Source organism: Pedobacter sp. KBS0701, from assembly GCF_005938645.2.
Taxonomy (GTDB): Bacteria; Bacteroidota; Bacteroidia; order Sphingobacteriales; family Sphingobacteriaceae; genus Pedobacter.
Genome location: NZ_CP042171.1, coordinates 2,856,306 through 2,873,770, shown reverse-complemented (window position 1 = coordinate 2,873,770; position 17,465 = coordinate 2,856,306). Strand labels below are relative to the sequence as shown.

Here is a 17,465-nt window from a genome sequence, read left to right as displayed (position 1 = left end):
AAATGGAGAGATATTTAGATATAGATTTCTCGGCTTAGTTGCTCTTCGCTCGAAATGACGAATACCTTAATTAATGCTCTCTTGCCATTAACTGATCAGTAAGCGTTAAGAGATTTGATTTTCTTTCTTCACTCACACTAATCTGCGCAAATAAAGCCAAAGCTTTATCTCGGTAATGGTTCATGTGTTCTTTTGCAATATCCTGAATATCTAAAGTATCGTATACCTGACGAACGGTATCTACTTTTTCTTGTGCGTTAAATTCTTTATATGAGGTCCAGGTATCTAATGAAGCACGGGTTTCGCCTTCTGCCAATTCAAAAGCTTTTAACAATAAAAAGGTTTTCTTATTGGCAATAATATCACCACCAACCTGCTTACCAAATTTTTCCGGATCAGCATAAACATCTAAAATATCATCCTGTAACTGAAATGCAATTCCAATATTTTCACCAAACTGATAAATCAGGTCAGCATCTTTTTCTGAAGCGCCAGCAATAATAGCCCCCAATTTTAATGCACCCCCTAATAATACAGCCGTTTTTAGCCTGATCATGTTGATGTATTCGTCGATGCTTACGTCACCACGTCCTTCAAATTCCATATCTAGCTGCTGGCCCTCGCAAACACCCTGTGCAGTAGCATTAAAAGTGTCCAATGCATCTTTAAGGAAGATCGGATTTACTTTGGCCAGGTTTTTATTGGCTTCTACCATCATTACATCGCCACTTAAAATAGCCACGTTAGTGCTCCATTTTTCGTGTACGGTAGCCTGGCCTCTGCGCAATGGCGCATTATCCATAATATCATCATGCACCAAGGTAAAATTATGGAAAATCTCAATGGCCATGGCTGCATGAACTGATTGGTTTGCATCCCCGCCAAACAATTCGGTAGCCATAAGTACCAAAAGCGGTCTTACCCGTTTTCCACCCAGGTTAATAATATAAGTAATCGGATCGTAAAGCTGTTTAGGGTGATCCGGAAGTCTTAAATTTTGTATTGCAGTATATAAAATTTGCTGTAATTGTTCTGTAGTATGCATTGACTAATTTATTGTTGAGGCCTCCTCTAAAATTTTTATGGCCTCCTCTTCTTTTGCAGTTCTTTTAATAGTAGGATTCGATCTCCAAAAATCGGCATTATAAACCATATTTTGTGTCGTTTTTACATCATTGGTTTTATTTTGGATTTGTTTTAAATCTTTATTATAAGTATTGCTATAATCCATCACATATAAAGTACTATATAGTTCGAGGTTTTTTGTACCTAAGCCGAGTACCGCCATTCTACTTTTTAATGTCAGCACTGAAAAATCCAAAATGCTTTTATTCTCGCTGTTAAGGGAGTATTGTGAAATTAAATTTGCCTCTTTTAGTTTTGCCCCTAATACACCTTTACTGGTTAAACCGAAATTTTTTATGGTACCATCGATTTTTAAAACGTTATAGGTTTCAGTATTTAAATAATAATCCCCTTCAAAATATGCCTTTTCATATTTAACTTTTAATTTACAACTGATTATTGCAATTTCATCATCGCCAGATTTAAATGTGCTTTTAATTTTGAAAGTATATAGCGAATCTAACTTGGAGGATAATGGTTTCGCATAATAACTATTGGATAGATAACCAGATAGGGCAAATACCGAAAAACTCAAGTTTGAATAAGAAACATGGCTGTCATTTTTTAGATACCTGCTTTCGGTAGGTAACCACTTTATAAGTGAGTAGTTTTTCCAATCTGCATTAAAAAATATTTCGTTTAAATAGACTGGCCGGTCAGCTTCATAAGCAATCTGGCGAAAAAAAGCTTTGGCGTAGTAAGATTCATCAACAATTTTTATGGCTTTTGTATAAGCACTTTTCATTAACGAAAGTGCATGATTACCTACAACAACTTCTTCGAGGTTTTGTACAATAGCTTTTAATTTTAGATTTAAAATGATATCGTTTGCTTTAATTTTTATGGGTTGATAACTGATATGTGAAATCGTTAAATCACAAGGCAGCGAGCTTACGGCAAGTTCAAATTCCCCGTTTTCATTACTGATGGTTTTATGTTTTGCGTCGGCTTGAACGGTTACATAGGCTACTCCGTCGTTAGATAATTCATCAGTAATTTTTCCCTTTATCGTTTGAGCCAATAATAAATTGGGCAACAACCAAAAAAGTATAATGTTAAAACAAAACTTGATCTTCATTAAAATTTAGTCAGGAATCAGGGTGAAATCGATTTGACGTTTAGAGAGATCAACTTTTTTTACCCTGATCATCACTTCATCTCCAAGTTGGTATTTTTTCTTTTTGCGTTGGCCTACAATGCAGTAGTTTTTCTCATCAAGTACATAAAAATCATCTGATATATCCCTTAAACGAATCATACCTTCACATTTATTCTCTTCAATTTCTACATACATGCCCCATTCGGTAACGCCTGAAATAATCCCTTTGTACTCCGTACCGATATTGTTTTCTAAGTATTCGGCTTGTTTATATTTAATAGAGGCTCGTTCCGCATCGGCGGCTCTCTTCTCCATAGCCGAAGAATGTACGCAGGCTACTTCGTAAAACTCCATGTCGGCCGATTTTCCACCGTCTAAATAAGTTTGTAAAAGCCTATGTGCCATTACGTCCGGATAACGGCGGATAGGGGAAGTAAAGTGGGTGTAATATTCGAAAGCCAGGCCGTAATGACTGGTTTTTTTAGTTGAATAAATTGCTTTTGCCATTGACCTGATGGCGAGTGATGTGAGTATATTTTGTTCTTTTTTGCCCTCAACATCGGCCATTAAATTGTTTAATGATTTGGCAATTTCCTTATCCGATTTGGTGTTGATTTTATAACCGAAGCGCGAAGCAAATGTGGCGAAAGTATTCAAGGTTTCCATATTTGGCGAATCGTGCACTCGATAAACAAAGGTCAGTTTATCTTTTCCTTTAGTTTTCTTCGCGATAAATTCGGCAACTTTACGGTTGGCCAGAAGCATGTAATCTTCAATCAGTTTATGGGCATCTTTACGCTCTTTTACATAAACACCAATTGGTTTGCCCGAATCATCAAGCTTAAATTTAACTTCGGTGCTTTCAAAGCTAATGGCACCATTTTTAAATTTACGGTCGCGAAGGATATAGGCCAGCTCATTCAGTTTTTGTATTTCAGTTGCATAATCGCCGCTTTTACTTTCAATTACTTCCTGGGCTTCTTCATAACTGAATCTCCGATCCGAGTGGACTACTGTACGACCATACCATTCATTTTGGATATTGGCTTGCTCATCCAGTTCAAAAACAGCAGCAAAACACAACTTATCTTCATTTGGACGCAATGAACAAACGCCATTACTTAAACGTTCAGGCAACATCGGGATTACGCGATCGACCAGATAAACTGAAGTAGCACGACTGTAAGCTTCTTTGTCTAATTCTGTTCCCTGGATTACATAATGCGAAACATCGGCAATGTGTACACCGATTTCATAATTTCCATTGGGTAATTTCTGGTATGAAATGGCATCATCAAAATCTTTGGCATCTGCCGGATCGATGGTAAAAGTTAACACCTTTCTAAAATCTTTACGTTTGGCAATTTCGGCAGCCGAAATTTCTTCAGGGATCGCATTTGCTTCGCGTTCTACCTGAGGAGGAAACTCCAAAGGAAAGCCATATTGCGCTAAAATGGCATTCATTTCGGTATTGTTCTCGCCCTGGTTACCCAGGACATGCTTAACAATACCAATCGGATTTTTGGCACTTTCAGGCCAATCGGATAGGGTTACCAATACGCGCTGACCATTTTTGGCTTCGTGTGTATCGGCCAATGGCACAAAAATATCGTGCATCATTTTTTTATCGTCGGCAATTACGAATGCAAAGCGATCTGATATTTTGATTACTCCTGTGAAATCTGATTTTGCCCTCTTAATGATTTCGATAACTTCGCCATCGTTTTTACGACCGCTTTTCTTCGCGAAAACATAAGCCTTCACGGTATCGCCGTGTAAAGCATTTTTAAGTTTTCGGGGAGCTACAAAAATATCCTTCTCGAATTCATCTTCCGGAACGATGTATGCTGATCCATCGGCAGTCATATCAACCGTACCGATAATAAAGTTCTGCAGTTCTTTTAGTTTAAATTTACCTTTTTCTGGTTCTAAGAAAATTCCTGCACTTTTCCCTTCTTTTAAGATCTCAAGAATGGTTTCTCTTGATTCCTGATCGTTCAAATTTAATTTGGCCGAAACCTGCTTGTAATTAAGCAGCTGATTATTGTTTTTTTCAAAAACATCACTAACCAATTGATTCAGAACCAATTTTATATTTGCCGATTTTTTCTTTGCCATACGCTAAACTGAATTTACCGAAGATACAGAAAAGATGCTCAGGATGGAAAATGTAGGGAATAATATGTAAAATGGATGATGGTTTATCGTTCAATAGTTCATTTCCCATTGGTCCATTAGTAAAGCAAATTGCCAACCAGCTTACGGTTCATAGTAATGGTTAAGGGACTGGGTGGGTTAGGGTGAATAGCTATTTGACTATCGACTATGAGCCATGGACCAAATAAATAATATTTTGTAGGTTGAACCTTCTTTCAATCCACCTTTCCATTCTACGGACTACGGACTACGGACTACGGACTAGCCTGATCTCCGCATAAGTGATTTTCTTCCTTTCGGAGGTATAACTCAAATGGATGTTACCCGTTCTATCCTGAATAATAGCAGGGTAACTGTATTCACCTTTATCGTGGTTTTCTAAGGTATAGATGTCTTGCCAGTTTTTACCATCTGTGGAGATGGCCAATTTTAAGATAGAACGTCCTTCCCACCAGTTTTTGCCTGCTGTTAACGGATTGTAAATAAGTAATTGCCGGCCATCTTCTAGGGTTACGGCATCGCTACCCGAATTTGGATTAGGCAATTGAGTAGCGTTAAGTTTTGACCAGGTTTCTCCATTATCTTCTGACCAGCTTTCTACAATAACATTCTGCCTGCTTCTGCATAATAACTGTAACCTCCCGTTTGGATAAGTTAGAATAGAAGGTTGGATTACACCAAAAGTATCGCAGTTAATATTAATTTTTTTCCAGTTTTTACCATCAGCATTTGATTTTTCAATATGAATGGTCCATGTTTTTTCATCTAAACTTTCTGTACTTGAGGGATAAAGAATTGTTCCATTGGGTAATTGGATAGGTTTGTTTTTTATTGGCCCCAAAAAATCTTTAGGCAATTTCCGCGCTTTCGACCATGTTTTACCGTTGTTATCAGATGTTTTATATTCTGCCCACCACGTTCTGGGATTAGCACCGACCTTATAATGTAAAAATAAGGTGCCATTTTTTGTTTTAAAAAGAACAGGATTCCAGCAGGCAAATCGGGTGGTATCGTTTATTATCCCATTTGCGATTTCGATCGGGTGACTCCATTGTTTTCCGGTTTTTATTGACGACCAGATTGCAACGTCTTTACTTCCTTCGTGTTTACCGCCAAACCAGGCTGCCATTATTTTTCCTTTGTCCAAATCAACCAGGGTTGAGGCATGACAGGCCTCGAATGGAGCCTTTTCAAAAATAGTTGTCAACTGAATGATTTCTACCTTTTGCGCTGAAACGTTTAACGAAAGAAAAATAAGTGTAAAAACAATTGAAAGATTTTTAAGCATTTTCTGTTATTAGTGTCCTGGTATAGCCTCGATCAGTTTTTGGGTATAAGCTGCTTTTGGCGCATAAAATATCTGTTCTGGAAAACCTTCTTCTTCAATTTTTCCCTTGTTCATAACCAAAATACGGTCTGAAATGTGTTTTACTACAGCCAGGTCGTGTGAAATGAAAATATAGGTGAGTCCGAATTCGCCTTGAAGATCTTTGATCAGGTTTAAAACCTGTGCCTGCACCGAAACATCTAAAGCAGATACTGATTCATCGCAGATGATGAATTTAGGTTGCAGTGCCAAAGCCCTGGCAATTACCACCCGCTGCCGCTGACCACCGCTAAATTCGTGTGGATAACGGCTGTAATGCTCGGCTTTTAAGCCTACTTTATCAAGCAACTCTAGTACTTTTTGTTTGCGCTCTCCATCGTTACGGTATAATTTATGCACCTGTAAAGGCTCTAAAATCGATTGACCGATACTTAATTTTGGATTTAAAGAGGCATAAGGGTCTTGAAAAATGATCTGGATGTCTTTTCTTAACTTCCGTAAGGCTGTTTTGCCGATGTGGGTGATGTTTTCTCCATCGAAAATAATCTGACCAGAAGTGGGTTGGATTAATCTTAAAATGGTGCGCCCCAAGGTGGTTTTACCACAGCCCGATTCGCCAACCAGTCCAAGAGTTTCTCCTGGATAAACTTCAAAATTCAATTGATCAACGGCTTTAACATAATCGGTTGTTTTTCCAAATAGGCCATTATGGATCGGGTACCAGGTGCAGAGATCTTTAATTTGAAGTAAAGGCTTTTGGGCGTAAAGTTTCTCTCTGCGCGAGGTTATTTCGGCTGTTGTTAGCTGGTTTGAAGCCTGCAAATGTGCGGAGGCATCGTCAATTTTTCCGGTAAGGAAATCGGCCACCACAGGTAATTTCTTTAATTGTAGGTGAGGGGAAGGGCGACAGGCGAGCAAACCTTTGGTATATGGATGTTTCGGGTTTTCGAAAATAGATTTTGCCGGACCCTGCTCTACGATTTCGCCTTTGTACATCACAGCAACTTCATCGGCAATTTCGTTCACCACACCTAAATCGTGCGAAATGAAAATCATCGCCATATTTCGTTCCTGTTTGAGTTTTAACAGGAGCTGCAAAATTGTTTTCTGAACAGTTACATCTAGTGCCGTGGTAGGTTCATCGGCTATCAATAATTTCGGATCACAGCTTAAGGCCATGGCAATCATTACCCGCTGCTTTTGCCCACCGGAAATCTGATGCGGATAGCTATCGAATATTTTCTCTGGACGGGGGAGTTGTACCTCGTTGAACAGCGCAATGGTATGTTTTTTTGCTTCGGATTTATCCACTTTTCTGTGCAGCATAATGGCCTCTGCCACCTGATCACCACAAGTAAACACCGGATTGAGGGAAGTCATCGGTTCCTGAAAAATCATCGAGATCTGGTTTCCCCTGATCTGGCGGATTTCGTTCGAGCTGAGATTGAGCAGACTAATATTTTCAAAATCTATATCGCCGGTAATTTTTGTGGCACGTTCATCATGCAATCGCATAATAGAGAAAGAAGTAACTGATTTTCCGGAGCCAGATTCCCCCACAATACCTAAAACGGTTCCCTTTTTTACATTAAAACTGATCTGTTTTACAGCTTTAAACCAGGTTTTTTCTTCCTGGTTATAGAAATCGATATTTAGGTTTTCTACGTTTAGCATCAAATTTTTGATATAGTAAGCTCATTTGAACCTGTTTCCAAACTATCATAGTCATCTAAATGATAGTGACAACCAATTGGGGTTTCATCTTGTGCTAAGGAAAGAAGCTGTTTTGCAAGGGAAATGAGTCCTGCTTTATTCGCATGAATTTGGATTTGATTTTCAATAATATCTGTTTTAAGAATGAACCCATCTACCCAGCTAGATTGCAATCCTACCTTATCATTATATTTTGGGATTTCCAGTTTTACTTCGACCATCATTTAGGTTACAATGGTAATGTTTTCTGCCGGAATTATATCCATACCTTTAAATTTTAACAATACCTGGGCGGTAGTAATTACATCTTTCTGGCAATAGGTAACAATTCTATCGAGATTTTTTTCTTCATAATAAACCTGTCGCACTTGTGCACCATTAATATCATCTTTTGGTGTAGGGATATCTAATATAGCAGCCAATAGGTTTAAAGATGTGAAATGTTTGTAATCGCCGAATTTCCAGAGTTCCATCGTATCGATGTGGTTTATTTCCCATGGTTTTTTACCCGAAAGCTGCAATTGAACAGGGATTTCTATGCCATTAACCAGTAACCGTCGGCATAAATAAGGAAAATCGAATTCTTTTCCATTGTGTGCACAGAACATTAAGGTGGGCGTTTGTTTACTCAATAAGGCGGAAAACTGTAACAGCATTTCTTTTTCATCATGGCCAAAAATAGATTTGATGCGCAATGAGGCGGATTTACCCTGAATGCTGAAAATGCCCAGGCTGATGCAGATAATTTTACCGAATTCGGCCATGATGCCTGCCCTTTCATAAAATTCTTCAGCAGTCTGGTCTTGATTTCTTTGGTAATGTGTTTTTTGTTCCCAAAGTTCCTGGAAATGAGGAGGTACATCCTGAAAAGATGGAAATTGAGGCACAGTTTCAATATCGATAACCATTACCTGATTAAGATCTAAAGCCTTTAGCATACATAGATAGTTTTCAGTTAACAATTTACAATTTTCTGTTCATAATTATAGCCATGCTTATCGGTATTTTTAATCTTTACGTTGGATTATAGATCCACAGCTCATTCAGACAAGGCTGCAAATCTCGGCTAGTAGTATTTTAAACCTCGCAGGTTTTAAAAACCTGCGAGGTTTTGATTCGGCTAAAATAAAGAAGGTGAGGCCTGATTGGCCATTACCGGGATTTTTAAATCGGTTCCAACTGCTTTATTTAGTTTCTCTGTAAAATAAGCAGAAAATAAAGGTGATGATAGCTCTACATTCTGGTGTACAAAGAAATATAAGTTCTGTAAGCCTTGCGCTTTCCAGTCCACAATTCTTTCAATCCAGTCATCTAAACGTTTTTTATCGATTTCATCATCATTGGCGCCTACAAAACGTACAAAAGCAGTTGGCGTAGTTAAACGCATATGTAACATGTCTCTTCTGCCCGAAGTATCGACAATGATGTTCGTTATACCATTATTTTCGAAAAGTTTGGCAAATTCACTCGCAATAGCAGGGTTGGTAAACCATTCCGTATTCCTTACTTCAACACCCAATGGAATTACCTTTGGGAATTCGTTGATCACGATTTTTAACCTTTCAAAATCCTTAGGTTTAAAGTTATCATGTAATTGGAGAAAAGCCATTCCTAGTTTATCTTCGAAATTACTGATGGCATCACAATATTGCTCTACAGGTTCCTTAACATTGATTAACCTTTTAAAGTGACTGATGGTATTGGTTAGTTTCGGGAAAAATTTAAAATCTGCAGGTGTTTTTTGCGTCCACGTAATTACCTGCTCGCGGGTTGGCATGCCGTAAAAAGTGGCATTCAATTCGATCGAATTAAACTGGGTAGAATAATAGGTCAATTCATCCTTCGTCCCTTTTGGATAAAAACCTTTTAAATCGGCTTTATTCCATTTCGCACAGCCCACGTAAGCTTTGAAGGATTGTTTAGATTTATTTGCTGATAAAATTGAGGCTGTTTCAGGAGCATCAGCCGGAAGGGTATAATCTATAATCGAAGGGTCGTCTACTTTACCAAATTGCATTTTAAAAATATGTTATGTGATACTAATTATATTAACTTCCTCTTTTTTATTTAAAAGAACTTCTAATGCTGAGTTAATCTTTGGTTCCAATTTTTGCCAAAATAGTTTATTTGAACAATTCCCGAATTTAATAAGAATAAGTTTTGGAGGAGCACCAAACCAATCGATTAATTCTTTGAAATCTGAATCCTTAGAAACAATTATTACATTCTTTTTAATTTGAGCCATTCTGAAAATGGTCAAGTCATCTACTGAATGCAAATTTAGACTGAAAGAAGATTTTGTTTCAAAATTTGTGTATTCTGAAATCCATTTAGCAATTATAGGGGATATATTGGTGTCGGTCCAAATTTCCCAATTATTCATACATTAAGTCTTCATTTACTTTTTGTGCGCTATATAAGAGAACTGCCCTGATATCTTCCTTTTCGAGGATGGGATGTTCCTCCAGGATTTGTTCCTCACTCATGCCGCTTGCTAATAATTCTAGTACATCAGAAACCGGAAATCTTAACCCACGTATTGTAGGTATTCCTCCCATCAAACCATCTGTAGCAATGATCCGATCGAATAACTTAATTTGTTCATGTGCCATACTCAAATATAAAAAAAATACCTCAGTAAAAAAACTGAGGTATCTGTGTATTGTAATGAAATTTTGTTTTTGAACTCTCCAAATTGCCAACTGCAAACTGACCTAGTAACCCAGAATCTTCAATACCTGCTTGCTATTCTGTTCCTCTCCAAAGACCTCAAAATTGAAACTTTCATCACGGTTCCTGCGGATCAGTACATGTTTAGGACTTGGTAATAAGCAGTGATGAATACCGCCATAACCACTCAACACTTCCTGGTAAGCACCAGTGTGGAAGAAACCTAAGTATTGCACTTTACGTGTTTTAGGCATAAATACACTGTTCATGTGCGCTTCCTGGTTGTAATAATCCTGTCCGTCGCAGGTAATACCACCTAAGTTAACCCGTTCATATTCAGCGTCCCAGTTGTTAATTGGCAATAAAATGTATTTTTGATTTAATGCCCAAACATCAGGTAAATTGGTGATGAAAGAACCATCCAGCATCAACCAACGTTCACGGTCGTTCTGCTGTTTACGACCCAATACTTTATAAAGGATACCCGATGCTTCAGCAACCGTATATTTACCAAATTCAGTAATAATATCCGGTTCCATTACTTCGTGGATGGCGCATATCTCTTTAATCCTTTTCACAATTTCGTTTACCATGTATTCGTAATCAAAATCGAAAACCAATGAATCTTTAAATGGCATACCACCACCAATATCTAGGGTGTCTAAATCAGGATTGATTTTTTTGAACTTGCAATAGAGGGTTACATATTTCTCTAACTCGTTCCAGTAATATGGCGAATCAGTAATACCAGAGTTAATAAAGAAATGCAATAATTTAACCCTGAAATTGGGATTGTGCACAATTTTATTATTGTAAAAATCGATGATATCTTCCATACGTACACCCAAACGCGAAGTATAGAACTGCGAATCGGGTTGTTCTTCTGCAGCGATACGGATGCCTAAATTACATGGCGTATCAATATCCACCTCATCATCAAAAAGGTTAAATTCCTCTTTGTTGTCTAAAACCGGGATAATGTTAGTATAACCATCATGCAACATATCAATAATATACTGCTTATACTGATAGGTTTTAAAGCCGTTGCATATAATGGTGGTATCTTTCGTTAATACACCTTTTTTCTCCAAAGCATCAACCATTGGCATATCAAAAGCTGAAGAAGTTTCCAGGTGAATGTTGTTTTTTAAAGCTTCTTCTACAATATGCTTAAAATGCGAGCTTTTTGTACAGTAGCAATATTTATAATCGCCACGATAATTGTTCTTTAAAATAGCGGTTTGGAAAAGAATCTTCGCCTGCTGAATCTTCTTACTTACCATGGGTAAATACGTGAAACGTAAGGGGGTACCGTAAGTTTCGATCATTTCCATCAGGTTTAAATCCTGAAAATATAATTCATCATCTATAACATCAAAGCCTTCCTGTGGAAAGCCAACGCTTAGATCGAGAAATTCTGAGTAACTCTGCATTTACTTTTAAATAATTTTTGCAAAAATGTAATTTTAAATCGAGAATTAAACGGTATTGAAAATATTTTTACTGTAAGGAAACGCTTGGCCTAACTACAAAAAATGCTGGTAAATTGTTTTGAATAGAAACTGGACGTCTCTGCTTTGTTAATAGACTGAAAGACAAGGAGTAATCGTCTGGTTTAAATTTTAAGATTTGTAAAGCAGGTTCCTGTTTTTATAGGTTGGGGTTGGCCCTGCTTTCCACTTTACTCGTTGCACTCGTGTTTGTTCCGATCAGGTTTAATTAAATTAGGTTGGTGCAGCTATTTAAGATTTAATAGTGATGCATCTGTCAGATGGGTTTCCGTACGCTCCGAACTTCCGTGGCAAAAATACAGTGGTACGTAGAGACACGAACCACGGCGAGAGAAAACAAGGGGTAATCATCTGGTTTAAATTTTAAGATTTGGAAAGCAGGTTCCTGTTTTTACAGGTTGGGGTTGGCCCTGCTCTCCACTTTACTCGTTGCACTCGTGTTTGTTCCGATCAGGTTTAATAAATTAGGCTGGTACTGCTATTTAAGATTTAATAGCGATGCATCTGTCAGATGGATTTTCCGCTTGCTCCGAGCTTCCATGGCAAAATACAGTGGTACGTGAAGACACGACACGGTTAGGATAGATAACCCCATAGTTGGAGGCTTACCAAATAATAGTTTTATTAACCTTTTATAATTTCTTTGTTTTGCTCCATATCATTTTTAAACTTTTCTGTCCATTCTTTTAAGCTCAAGGCTTTTTCCTCTTTATCGTCATCATATACGATCCAGGCATCTGCATCTGTAGCAAGCTTAATTAATTTGGAGATATCAGCTTCGGTGATGTAAGATTGTCCATATTTTTCTTGGTCCATTTATTACCGCATGCCATAAAACATATTCTAAATTGTGCATCCAACCAGCAGAATAGCAGTTTTCTGAGATTTCACTGATGAATGCAGCCAAACGCAATTCTTTTTCGGTTAAATTCGATTCCATTTATAAATAAAATCATGATACTTCCGCGTTCTTCGGGTGTTTTAGTCTGAACTGCTTGACAGTCTCAGCAAAAATAAAAAAGGGTTTGGATGGAACACAGCTTAAGTACAGGTTCTGGAACCAATTAGAATCTTATCCTTTGCGAAGGTATTTCGTTAAAATTACAATAGTTTGTCCTTCGACTTTACCCTCAATTTGTTCAGTGTTATCGTGGACTAACCGGATATTTTTAACTACCGTACCCAATTTAGCGCTCAAAGTTGAGCCTTTAACGTCCAGCGTTTTAACCAAAACTACAGTATCGCCTTCAAATAAACGTGTGCCATTACTGTCCTGGTGGAATTCTACTGTTCCATCCAGCTCATGGTCACCTGTTTTTTTAGCCCATTCTAAAGTTTCATCCTCAAGGTATAAAATATCCAGGCTATCTGCAGCCCAGCCTTCGTTTCTTAATCTGCTCAACATTCTCCAGGCAACAACCTGTACCGGGGGAAATTCCGACCACATGGTTTCAGTTAATATTTTCCAATGGTTTGGGACAAGCTGTTCCGTTTTTTCAAGCTGATCTAAGCAGGTTTTACAAACTAAAATACTGTTATCGCTATTTGCATTGCTGGTTGGAGGGACTTCGTATACCGATAAATTGGTTTCGGCGGTGCATAATTCGCATTTATTGCCCGAACGGGTCTGTAATTCTTGTACTAAAGACATATTGATACTGAATTTTTGGCGAATGTAATAAAACTAATTGGAATGAAGCGGGTCGTCCTTGCCAATGCAGAGGAGAACCGGAAGGGCTGTGAAGCAAAATCTTTTAACAGGTTTGTTTAATAGAAAAGTTATGAATGTTAGCCGGTTATTTGGAAAGCAGGTTCCTGCTTTCATTGGTTTGGGTTAGTCCTGCTCTCCACTTTACTCGTTGCACTCGTGTTCGTTACGATCAGGTTTATGTATTTGGGCTTGTGCTGCTATTTAAGTTTGAATAGCGAATGTGCATTTGTCAGATGAGTTTTCCATGTCCTCTGTGTTTCCGTGGCAAAAATACAATGGTTCTTGGAGACACGAACCACAGCTAGGATGGATAACCCCATAGTTAGTGGCTTACCAAAAACTGTTTGTAGAGACGTTAGCCATGGCAAGTGCTTAAGATAAATCGTCATTTTTGATTGCATTAGAGAAATCTTTAAACTATCTAATAAATATAGTTCAAAGATTTCTACGTTTCGCTGCGCTTCAGTCGAAATGACAATTGATCCAAATACTACGCACTAAGCTCATCAAAATTGGTAGCGGTTGCCAGATATTTCCAATTGGCCATATCTCTTTGTACATCCGCAATTTTCGCATCCGCAACCTGATAAGCATCAGGCCCAAGGAATAAATGTAGCGGCGGATTTTCGCTTTTTGCGGCTTCAATAATTACCTCAACCGCCTTTGCCGGATCACCAGGTTGTTGGTTGTTGATGTCGTTCTGATGTGCAGCCTGCGATTCGCGTACCTCTTTGTAGGCATCGATTGGCGAACCTGGCACTGCTAATGATCCTTCTGTTAGAAACGCAGTTCTGAAATAACCTGGTTCAACAACTGTTGCTTTGATTCCCATTGATTTTACTTCTGCGGCTAACGATTCGGTAAAGCCAACTACTGCAAATTTTGTAGCACAATAGATTCCGAAGCCTGGGAAATCCCCTGAAAATCCACCTATTGATGAAATATTGAAAATATGCCCCGATTGTTGTTTTCTTAATTGAGGAAGCACTTTTCTGATCACATTTAAGGAACCGAAAACGTTTACATCGAAATTCTCACGCGATTCTTTGTCGCTTAATTCTTCCAATGCACCAACCATGCCATAACCAGCGTTATTCACTACTACATCAACCTGGCCAAATTTGCTAATGGTTTGGCTCACTGCAGTCTCTACACTTTCTTCACTGATTAAATCAACACTTAAAGGTAAAAAGTTTTCGTGTTCACCAACCGCTTTGATTAAATCGTTTAAATTTCTTGAAGTTGCGGCAACATTAATGCCGTTGTTTAATAATGTTTTTACTAGGGTTAGTCCCAGACCTTTGGAAGCGCCCGTTACAAACCAAACTTTTTGATTTTCCATGATATTGTTTTTTAGAATGAAATGAATTAATTAGGTAGTATCCTAAAACTAGTTTCGCTAAAACTTTGTCACGTTGAGCCTGTCGAAACACCTTAGACGGCTTTATTTCAGGTCCTTCGACAAACTCAATGATGACAAATTTATATTTATGATACAGCCTCTTTTTGAAATGCTAATTTGCCATTAGCTTATAATTTAATTGTCGAAATCTGTCGAAATCGTGATGGCTTTCCAGTCTTTAAACTCTTTTGTTAAAGCCTCAATCTTACTGTTTGCCCTTTGAAAAGCATCATTTCCCAATAGTAAATGTACCGGTGGATTAGGCATACTGGCCAGCGAAATCATGGCAGCAGCAGCTTTTTCCGGATCGCCAACCTGTTGGCCATCCATTTTTAAATACTTGCTGTGTACTGCCCGTACTTCTTCATATTCGGCAATTGGATTGGCGGCCAAAATCAAAGAATCGGTAGTTAAGAAACTTGTTCTGAAAGCTCCGGGCGCAACCACAGTCACTTTTACACCAAATTCTTTAAGGTCTTCGGCTGATACTTCCGATAATGCAATTACAGCTGATTTAGCTGCAGCATAAACTGCCCAGCCTGTTGCACCGGCAATGCCTGCAATTGATGCAATATTGATGATATGTCCTGAACGTTGTGCCCTTAAATAAGGTGAAGCTTTTCTGATTACATTTAATGTTCCGAAAACATTAACATCAAAACTATTGCGTGTTTCGGCATCAGTCAATTCTTCAATGCTGCCTCCAATGCCATAGCCAGCATTGTTGATCACTACATCAATCCTTTCAAATTTTGCAATGGTAGCTTTTATTGCATCCTCCACACTTTGTTCGTCGGCCAGGTTAACAGCCAGTGGAAGGAATTTTCCCGTATCTGTATTTACAGCTTTTTTAAGTTCATCAATATTTCTTGAAGTAGCCGCAACAGATTGGCCAGCTTTAAGCAATTGATTTACCAAACTTAATCCTAAGCCCTTTGAAGCTCCGGTAATAAACCAAACTTTTTTCATGCCCATAATTTTCTTCTTTTTCTTAACACAAAATTACAGTGCAAATGGCTTCAGTTTATTACGTCAATCAAACTTATGATTACAAAATTCAAACAATTCGATAAGAAGTAGGCGTATGGTTGGTCAGTTTTTTGAAAAAGTTGTTAAAATGTGTCGGTTCTTCAAAGCCCAGGCAATAACCTATTTCCGATATGTTCCAGTCCGTATGTTTTAATAATGCCTTTGCTTCACTTAATAAACGCTCTGTAATATAGTTTGTAGTGGTTTTACCGGTGGTTTCTTTAATGGCCCTGTTTAAATGGTTTACATGTACCGAAAGTTGCGCAGCATAATCTTTTGCCGAACGCATGGTAAGCCTTTGCGTAGTAGTTTCAATGGGGAACTGGCGTTCCAGTAACTCTGTAAACACAGATGTAATTCTGGTATTGGCATCGGTATGTTTGAATAAACTTTCTGATGGTTGTGTTTTTAAAGCAAAGTGAGTAATTTCGGTAATGTAATTCCGAAGGAGGTCATACTTATATATATAATCTGTATTTATTTCCTCAAACATCTTTCCAAAAATTGCCTCTATCTGCTTGTCCTGCTGTTCATTTAAAATATATGCAGGTTTTCCCCCAGGCGTAAACATGGGCAGATCGCCAATGTTTCCACGAATCTTTTCCTTAAAAAAAGCTTCTGTAAAAATACAGAAATAACCCGTTACTTCACTTTTATTGCCAGTGGCGAGTTCCCAGGTATAAGGCACCAACGGATTAAAAAAGATGAGTGCCGTGCCATTAATTTCGATACTCTTATCTGCGTAATGGTAAACGTTATGGCCGCGGGTGAGACAGATCTTATAATAATCCCTTCGGTTATAACTCATCGGTTTTGAGTCGTCCCTTAAACAATCTTCCAGTTTAAAAACGTTAAAGTGTCCTACGCCATTTTGTAAATTATCAGGCAGAAAACTAAATTTATTCTGATAAAAGTCTTCAATGCTTTCTGGTTTATTCATAAATCAAAGTTACAAAATTCAAACGTAAAACAAATAATGGACTTTTTATGTGGTGCATCATTAATTGATAATAGCTTCAGTGTTAAAAGGAGATTCTGATGATAAAACAATTTTGATTTAATATACCGATTGGTATATATTTGCATCGTCAATTCATAACAGCATGACCAAAGCAGAAAAAACGAGAAATTTCATTGTAGAGAAAACAGCGCCGATTTTTAATATGAAAGGTTATGCGGGAACTTCTTTAAATGATATTACAGCTGCTACAGGTTTGACCAAGGGTAGTATTTATGGCAACTTTGCCAATAAGGATGAAGTAGCGCTGGCAGCTTTTGATTACAACCTGAAAAATGTATCAGGCAGGATAGAGGCTGAAATGAATCGGCAGGCGAGTGTAAAAGATAAGCTTTTAGTATATATCAATATTTATCAAAAATTTATTGATGGCTCGGTGTCGGAGGGAGGCTGCCCGGTTTTAAATACCGCGATTGATGCTGATGACACCCACCCCGAATTACGGGCAAGAGTGTTAAAAGCTGTTTTAGATTGGAAAAATAAAATTGCCGAACTGGTTGAAGTCGGGATAGCCAGGAAAGAAATCGATGCAAATCATAATCCCGAACAGATTGCCTTAACCATTATTGCTTTGGTAGAAGGGGGGATCATGATTTCAAAACTAACTTCAAAAACAGAATATTGGAAGCTCATTATGGGTTCCTTAAAAAAATATGTAGATAGCCTCGACTAAAAATTTTTAACTAAAAATATACCGATTGGT

The 17,465-nt window shown here is 37.9% G+C and carries 17 protein-coding genes; 1 reads left to right on the top strand and 16 read right to left on the bottom strand.

What is annotated here, in order from left to right:
• Positions 1–70: 70 nt before the first annotated feature.
• From FFJ24_RS11565 to FFJ24_RS11490, 16 genes are all read right to left on the bottom strand, one after another.
• On the bottom strand, positions 71–1,045 hold the full coding sequence (locus FFJ24_RS11565) for a polyprenyl synthetase family protein (RefSeq protein ID WP_138821646.1): 975 nt from the start codon (positions 1,043–1,045) through the stop codon (positions 71–73).
• 3 nt (positions 1,046–1,048) lie between these two features.
• Complete coding sequence (locus FFJ24_RS11560) at positions 1,049–2,203, bottom strand: carboxypeptidase-like regulatory domain-containing protein (protein ID WP_138821645.1); 1,155 nt, start codon at positions 2,201–2,203, stop codon at positions 1,049–1,051.
• A 6-nt stretch (positions 2,204–2,209) separates the two neighbouring features.
• Positions 2,210–4,342 carry a ribonuclease R gene (gene rnr / locus FFJ24_RS11555; RefSeq protein ID WP_138821644.1) on the bottom strand — a complete coding sequence of 711 codons (2,133 nt, stop codon included), beginning with the start codon at positions 4,340–4,342 and terminating at the stop codon, positions 2,210–2,212.
• 286 nt (positions 4,343–4,628) lie between these two features.
• Entirely contained in the window at positions 4,629–5,669 is a 1,041-nt protein-coding gene (locus FFJ24_RS11550) for an exo-alpha-sialidase (RefSeq protein WP_138821643.1), read from the bottom strand.
• Positions 5,670–5,678: 9 nt separating this feature from the next.
• Positions 5,679–7,382: an ABC transporter ATP-binding protein gene (locus tag FFJ24_RS11545; RefSeq protein ID WP_138821642.1), complete on the bottom strand. Its 1,704-nt coding sequence runs from the start codon at positions 7,380–7,382 to the stop codon at positions 5,679–5,681.
• Positions 7,382–7,645: a hypothetical protein gene (locus FFJ24_RS11540; RefSeq protein WP_210419506.1), complete on the bottom strand. Its 264-nt coding sequence runs from the start codon at positions 7,643–7,645 to the stop codon at positions 7,382–7,384. Before FFJ24_RS11540 ends, FFJ24_RS11545 begins: the two co-directional genes overlap by 1 nt.
• Entirely contained in the window at positions 7,646–8,359 is a 714-nt protein-coding gene (locus FFJ24_RS11535; protein ID WP_138821641.1) for a 3'-5' exonuclease, read from the bottom strand. It lies immediately after the preceding gene.
• Positions 8,360–8,541: 182 nt separating this feature from the next.
• Positions 8,542–9,438 carry a DUF72 domain-containing protein gene (locus FFJ24_RS11530; RefSeq protein ID WP_138821640.1) on the bottom strand — a complete coding sequence of 299 codons (897 nt, stop codon included), beginning with the start codon at positions 9,436–9,438 and terminating at the stop codon, positions 8,542–8,544.
• Between the two features lie 12 nt (positions 9,439–9,450).
• Entirely contained in the window at positions 9,451–9,804 is a 354-nt protein-coding gene (locus FFJ24_RS11525) for a DUF5615 family PIN-like protein (protein WP_138821639.1), read from the bottom strand.
• The gene (locus FFJ24_RS11520; RefSeq protein WP_138821638.1) at positions 9,797–10,033 is read right to left on the bottom strand and encodes a DUF433 domain-containing protein; all 237 of its coding nucleotides are present in this window, start codon (positions 10,031–10,033) and stop codon (positions 9,797–9,799) included. Before FFJ24_RS11520 ends, FFJ24_RS11525 begins: the two co-directional genes overlap by 8 nt.
• Before the next feature lie 102 nt (positions 10,034–10,135).
• Positions 10,136–11,524, bottom strand: coding sequence for an arginine decarboxylase (locus FFJ24_RS11515; RefSeq protein ID WP_025146786.1), 1,389 nt, complete (start codon positions 11,522–11,524; stop codon positions 10,136–10,138).
• Positions 11,525–12,226: 702 nt separating this feature from the next.
• A complete protein-coding gene (locus tag FFJ24_RS11510) occupies positions 12,227–12,418 on the bottom strand; it encodes a hypothetical protein (protein ID WP_138821637.1) in 192 nt (63 codons plus the stop codon).
• 256 nt (positions 12,419–12,674) lie between these two features.
• The gene (locus tag FFJ24_RS11505) at positions 12,675–13,253 is read right to left on the bottom strand and encodes an alkylphosphonate utilization protein (RefSeq protein WP_138821636.1); all 579 of its coding nucleotides are present in this window, start codon (positions 13,251–13,253) and stop codon (positions 12,675–12,677) included.
• A 550-nt stretch (positions 13,254–13,803) separates the two neighbouring features.
• A complete protein-coding gene (locus tag FFJ24_RS11500) occupies positions 13,804–14,655 on the bottom strand; it encodes an SDR family oxidoreductase (RefSeq protein ID WP_138821635.1) in 852 nt (283 codons plus the stop codon).
• Positions 14,656–14,850: 195 nt separating this feature from the next.
• Positions 14,851–15,684, bottom strand: coding sequence for an SDR family NAD(P)-dependent oxidoreductase (locus tag FFJ24_RS11495; protein ID WP_371717054.1), 834 nt, complete (start codon positions 15,682–15,684; stop codon positions 14,851–14,853).
• A gap of 88 nt (positions 15,685–15,772) precedes the next feature.
• Positions 15,773–16,684, bottom strand: a complete 912-nt coding sequence (locus FFJ24_RS11490; protein WP_138821633.1) for an AraC family transcriptional regulator — start codon at positions 16,682–16,684, stop codon at positions 15,773–15,775.
• A 163-nt stretch (positions 16,685–16,847) separates the two neighbouring features.
• Between FFJ24_RS11490 and FFJ24_RS11485 the strand changes: the two genes are divergently transcribed.
• Entirely contained in the window at positions 16,848–17,435 is a 588-nt protein-coding gene (locus FFJ24_RS11485; RefSeq protein WP_138821632.1) for a TetR/AcrR family transcriptional regulator, read from the top strand.
• The last annotated feature ends 30 nt before the right edge of the window (positions 17,436–17,465 follow it).

Excerpts from the sequence above, each read along its gene's own strand:
- FFJ24_RS11510 (WP_138821637.1), bottom strand. The coding sequence starts at position 12,418 with ATGGACCAAGAAAAATATGGACAATCTTACATCACCGAAGCTGATATC.
- FFJ24_RS11550 (WP_138821643.1), bottom strand. The coding sequence starts at position 5,669 with ATGCTTAAAAATCTTTCAATTGTTTTTACACTTATTTTTCTTTCGTTA.
- FFJ24_RS11515 (WP_025146786.1), bottom strand. The coding sequence starts at position 11,524 with ATGCAGAGTTACTCAGAATTTCTCGATCTAAGCGTTGGCTTTCCACAG.
- FFJ24_RS11535 (WP_138821641.1), bottom strand. The coding sequence starts at position 8,359 with ATGCTAAAGGCTTTAGATCTTAATCAGGTAATGGTTATCGATATTGAA.
- FFJ24_RS11490 (WP_138821633.1), bottom strand. The coding sequence starts at position 16,684 with ATGAATAAACCAGAAAGCATTGAAGACTTTTATCAGAATAAATTTAGT.
- FFJ24_RS11545 (WP_138821642.1), bottom strand. The coding sequence starts at position 7,382 with ATGCTAAACGTAGAAAACCTAAATATCGATTTCTATAACCAGGAAGAA.
- FFJ24_RS11500 (WP_138821635.1), bottom strand. The coding sequence starts at position 14,655 with ATGGAAAATCAAAAAGTTTGGTTTGTAACGGGCGCTTCCAAAGGTCTG.
- FFJ24_RS11530 (WP_138821640.1), bottom strand. The coding sequence starts at position 9,438 with ATGCAATTTGGTAAAGTAGACGACCCTTCGATTATAGATTATACCCTT.
- FFJ24_RS11485 (WP_138821632.1), top strand. The coding sequence starts at position 16,848 with ATGACCAAAGCAGAAAAAACGAGAAATTTCATTGTAGAGAAAACAGCG.
- FFJ24_RS11525 (WP_138821639.1), bottom strand. The coding sequence starts at position 9,804 with ATGAATAATTGGGAAATTTGGACCGACACCAATATATCCCCTATAATT.
- FFJ24_RS11560 (WP_138821645.1), bottom strand. The coding sequence starts at position 2,203 with ATGAAGATCAAGTTTTGTTTTAACATTATACTTTTTTGGTTGTTGCCC.
- rnr (WP_138821644.1), bottom strand. The coding sequence starts at position 4,342 with ATGGCAAAGAAAAAATCGGCAAATATAAAATTGGTTCTGAATCAATTG.
- FFJ24_RS11495 (WP_371717054.1), bottom strand. The coding sequence starts at position 15,684 with ATGAAAAAAGTTTGGTTTATTACCGGAGCTTCAAAGGGCTTAGGATTA.
- FFJ24_RS11520 (WP_138821638.1), bottom strand. The coding sequence starts at position 10,033 with ATGGCACATGAACAAATTAAGTTATTCGATCGGATCATTGCTACAGAT.
- FFJ24_RS11505 (WP_138821636.1), bottom strand. The coding sequence starts at position 13,253 with ATGTCTTTAGTACAAGAATTACAGACCCGTTCGGGCAATAAATGCGAA.
- FFJ24_RS11540 (WP_210419506.1), bottom strand. The coding sequence starts at position 7,645 with ATGATGGTCGAAGTAAAACTGGAAATCCCAAAATATAATGATAAGGTA.
- FFJ24_RS11565 (WP_138821646.1), bottom strand. The coding sequence starts at position 1,045 with ATGCATACTACAGAACAATTACAGCAAATTTTATATACTGCAATACAA.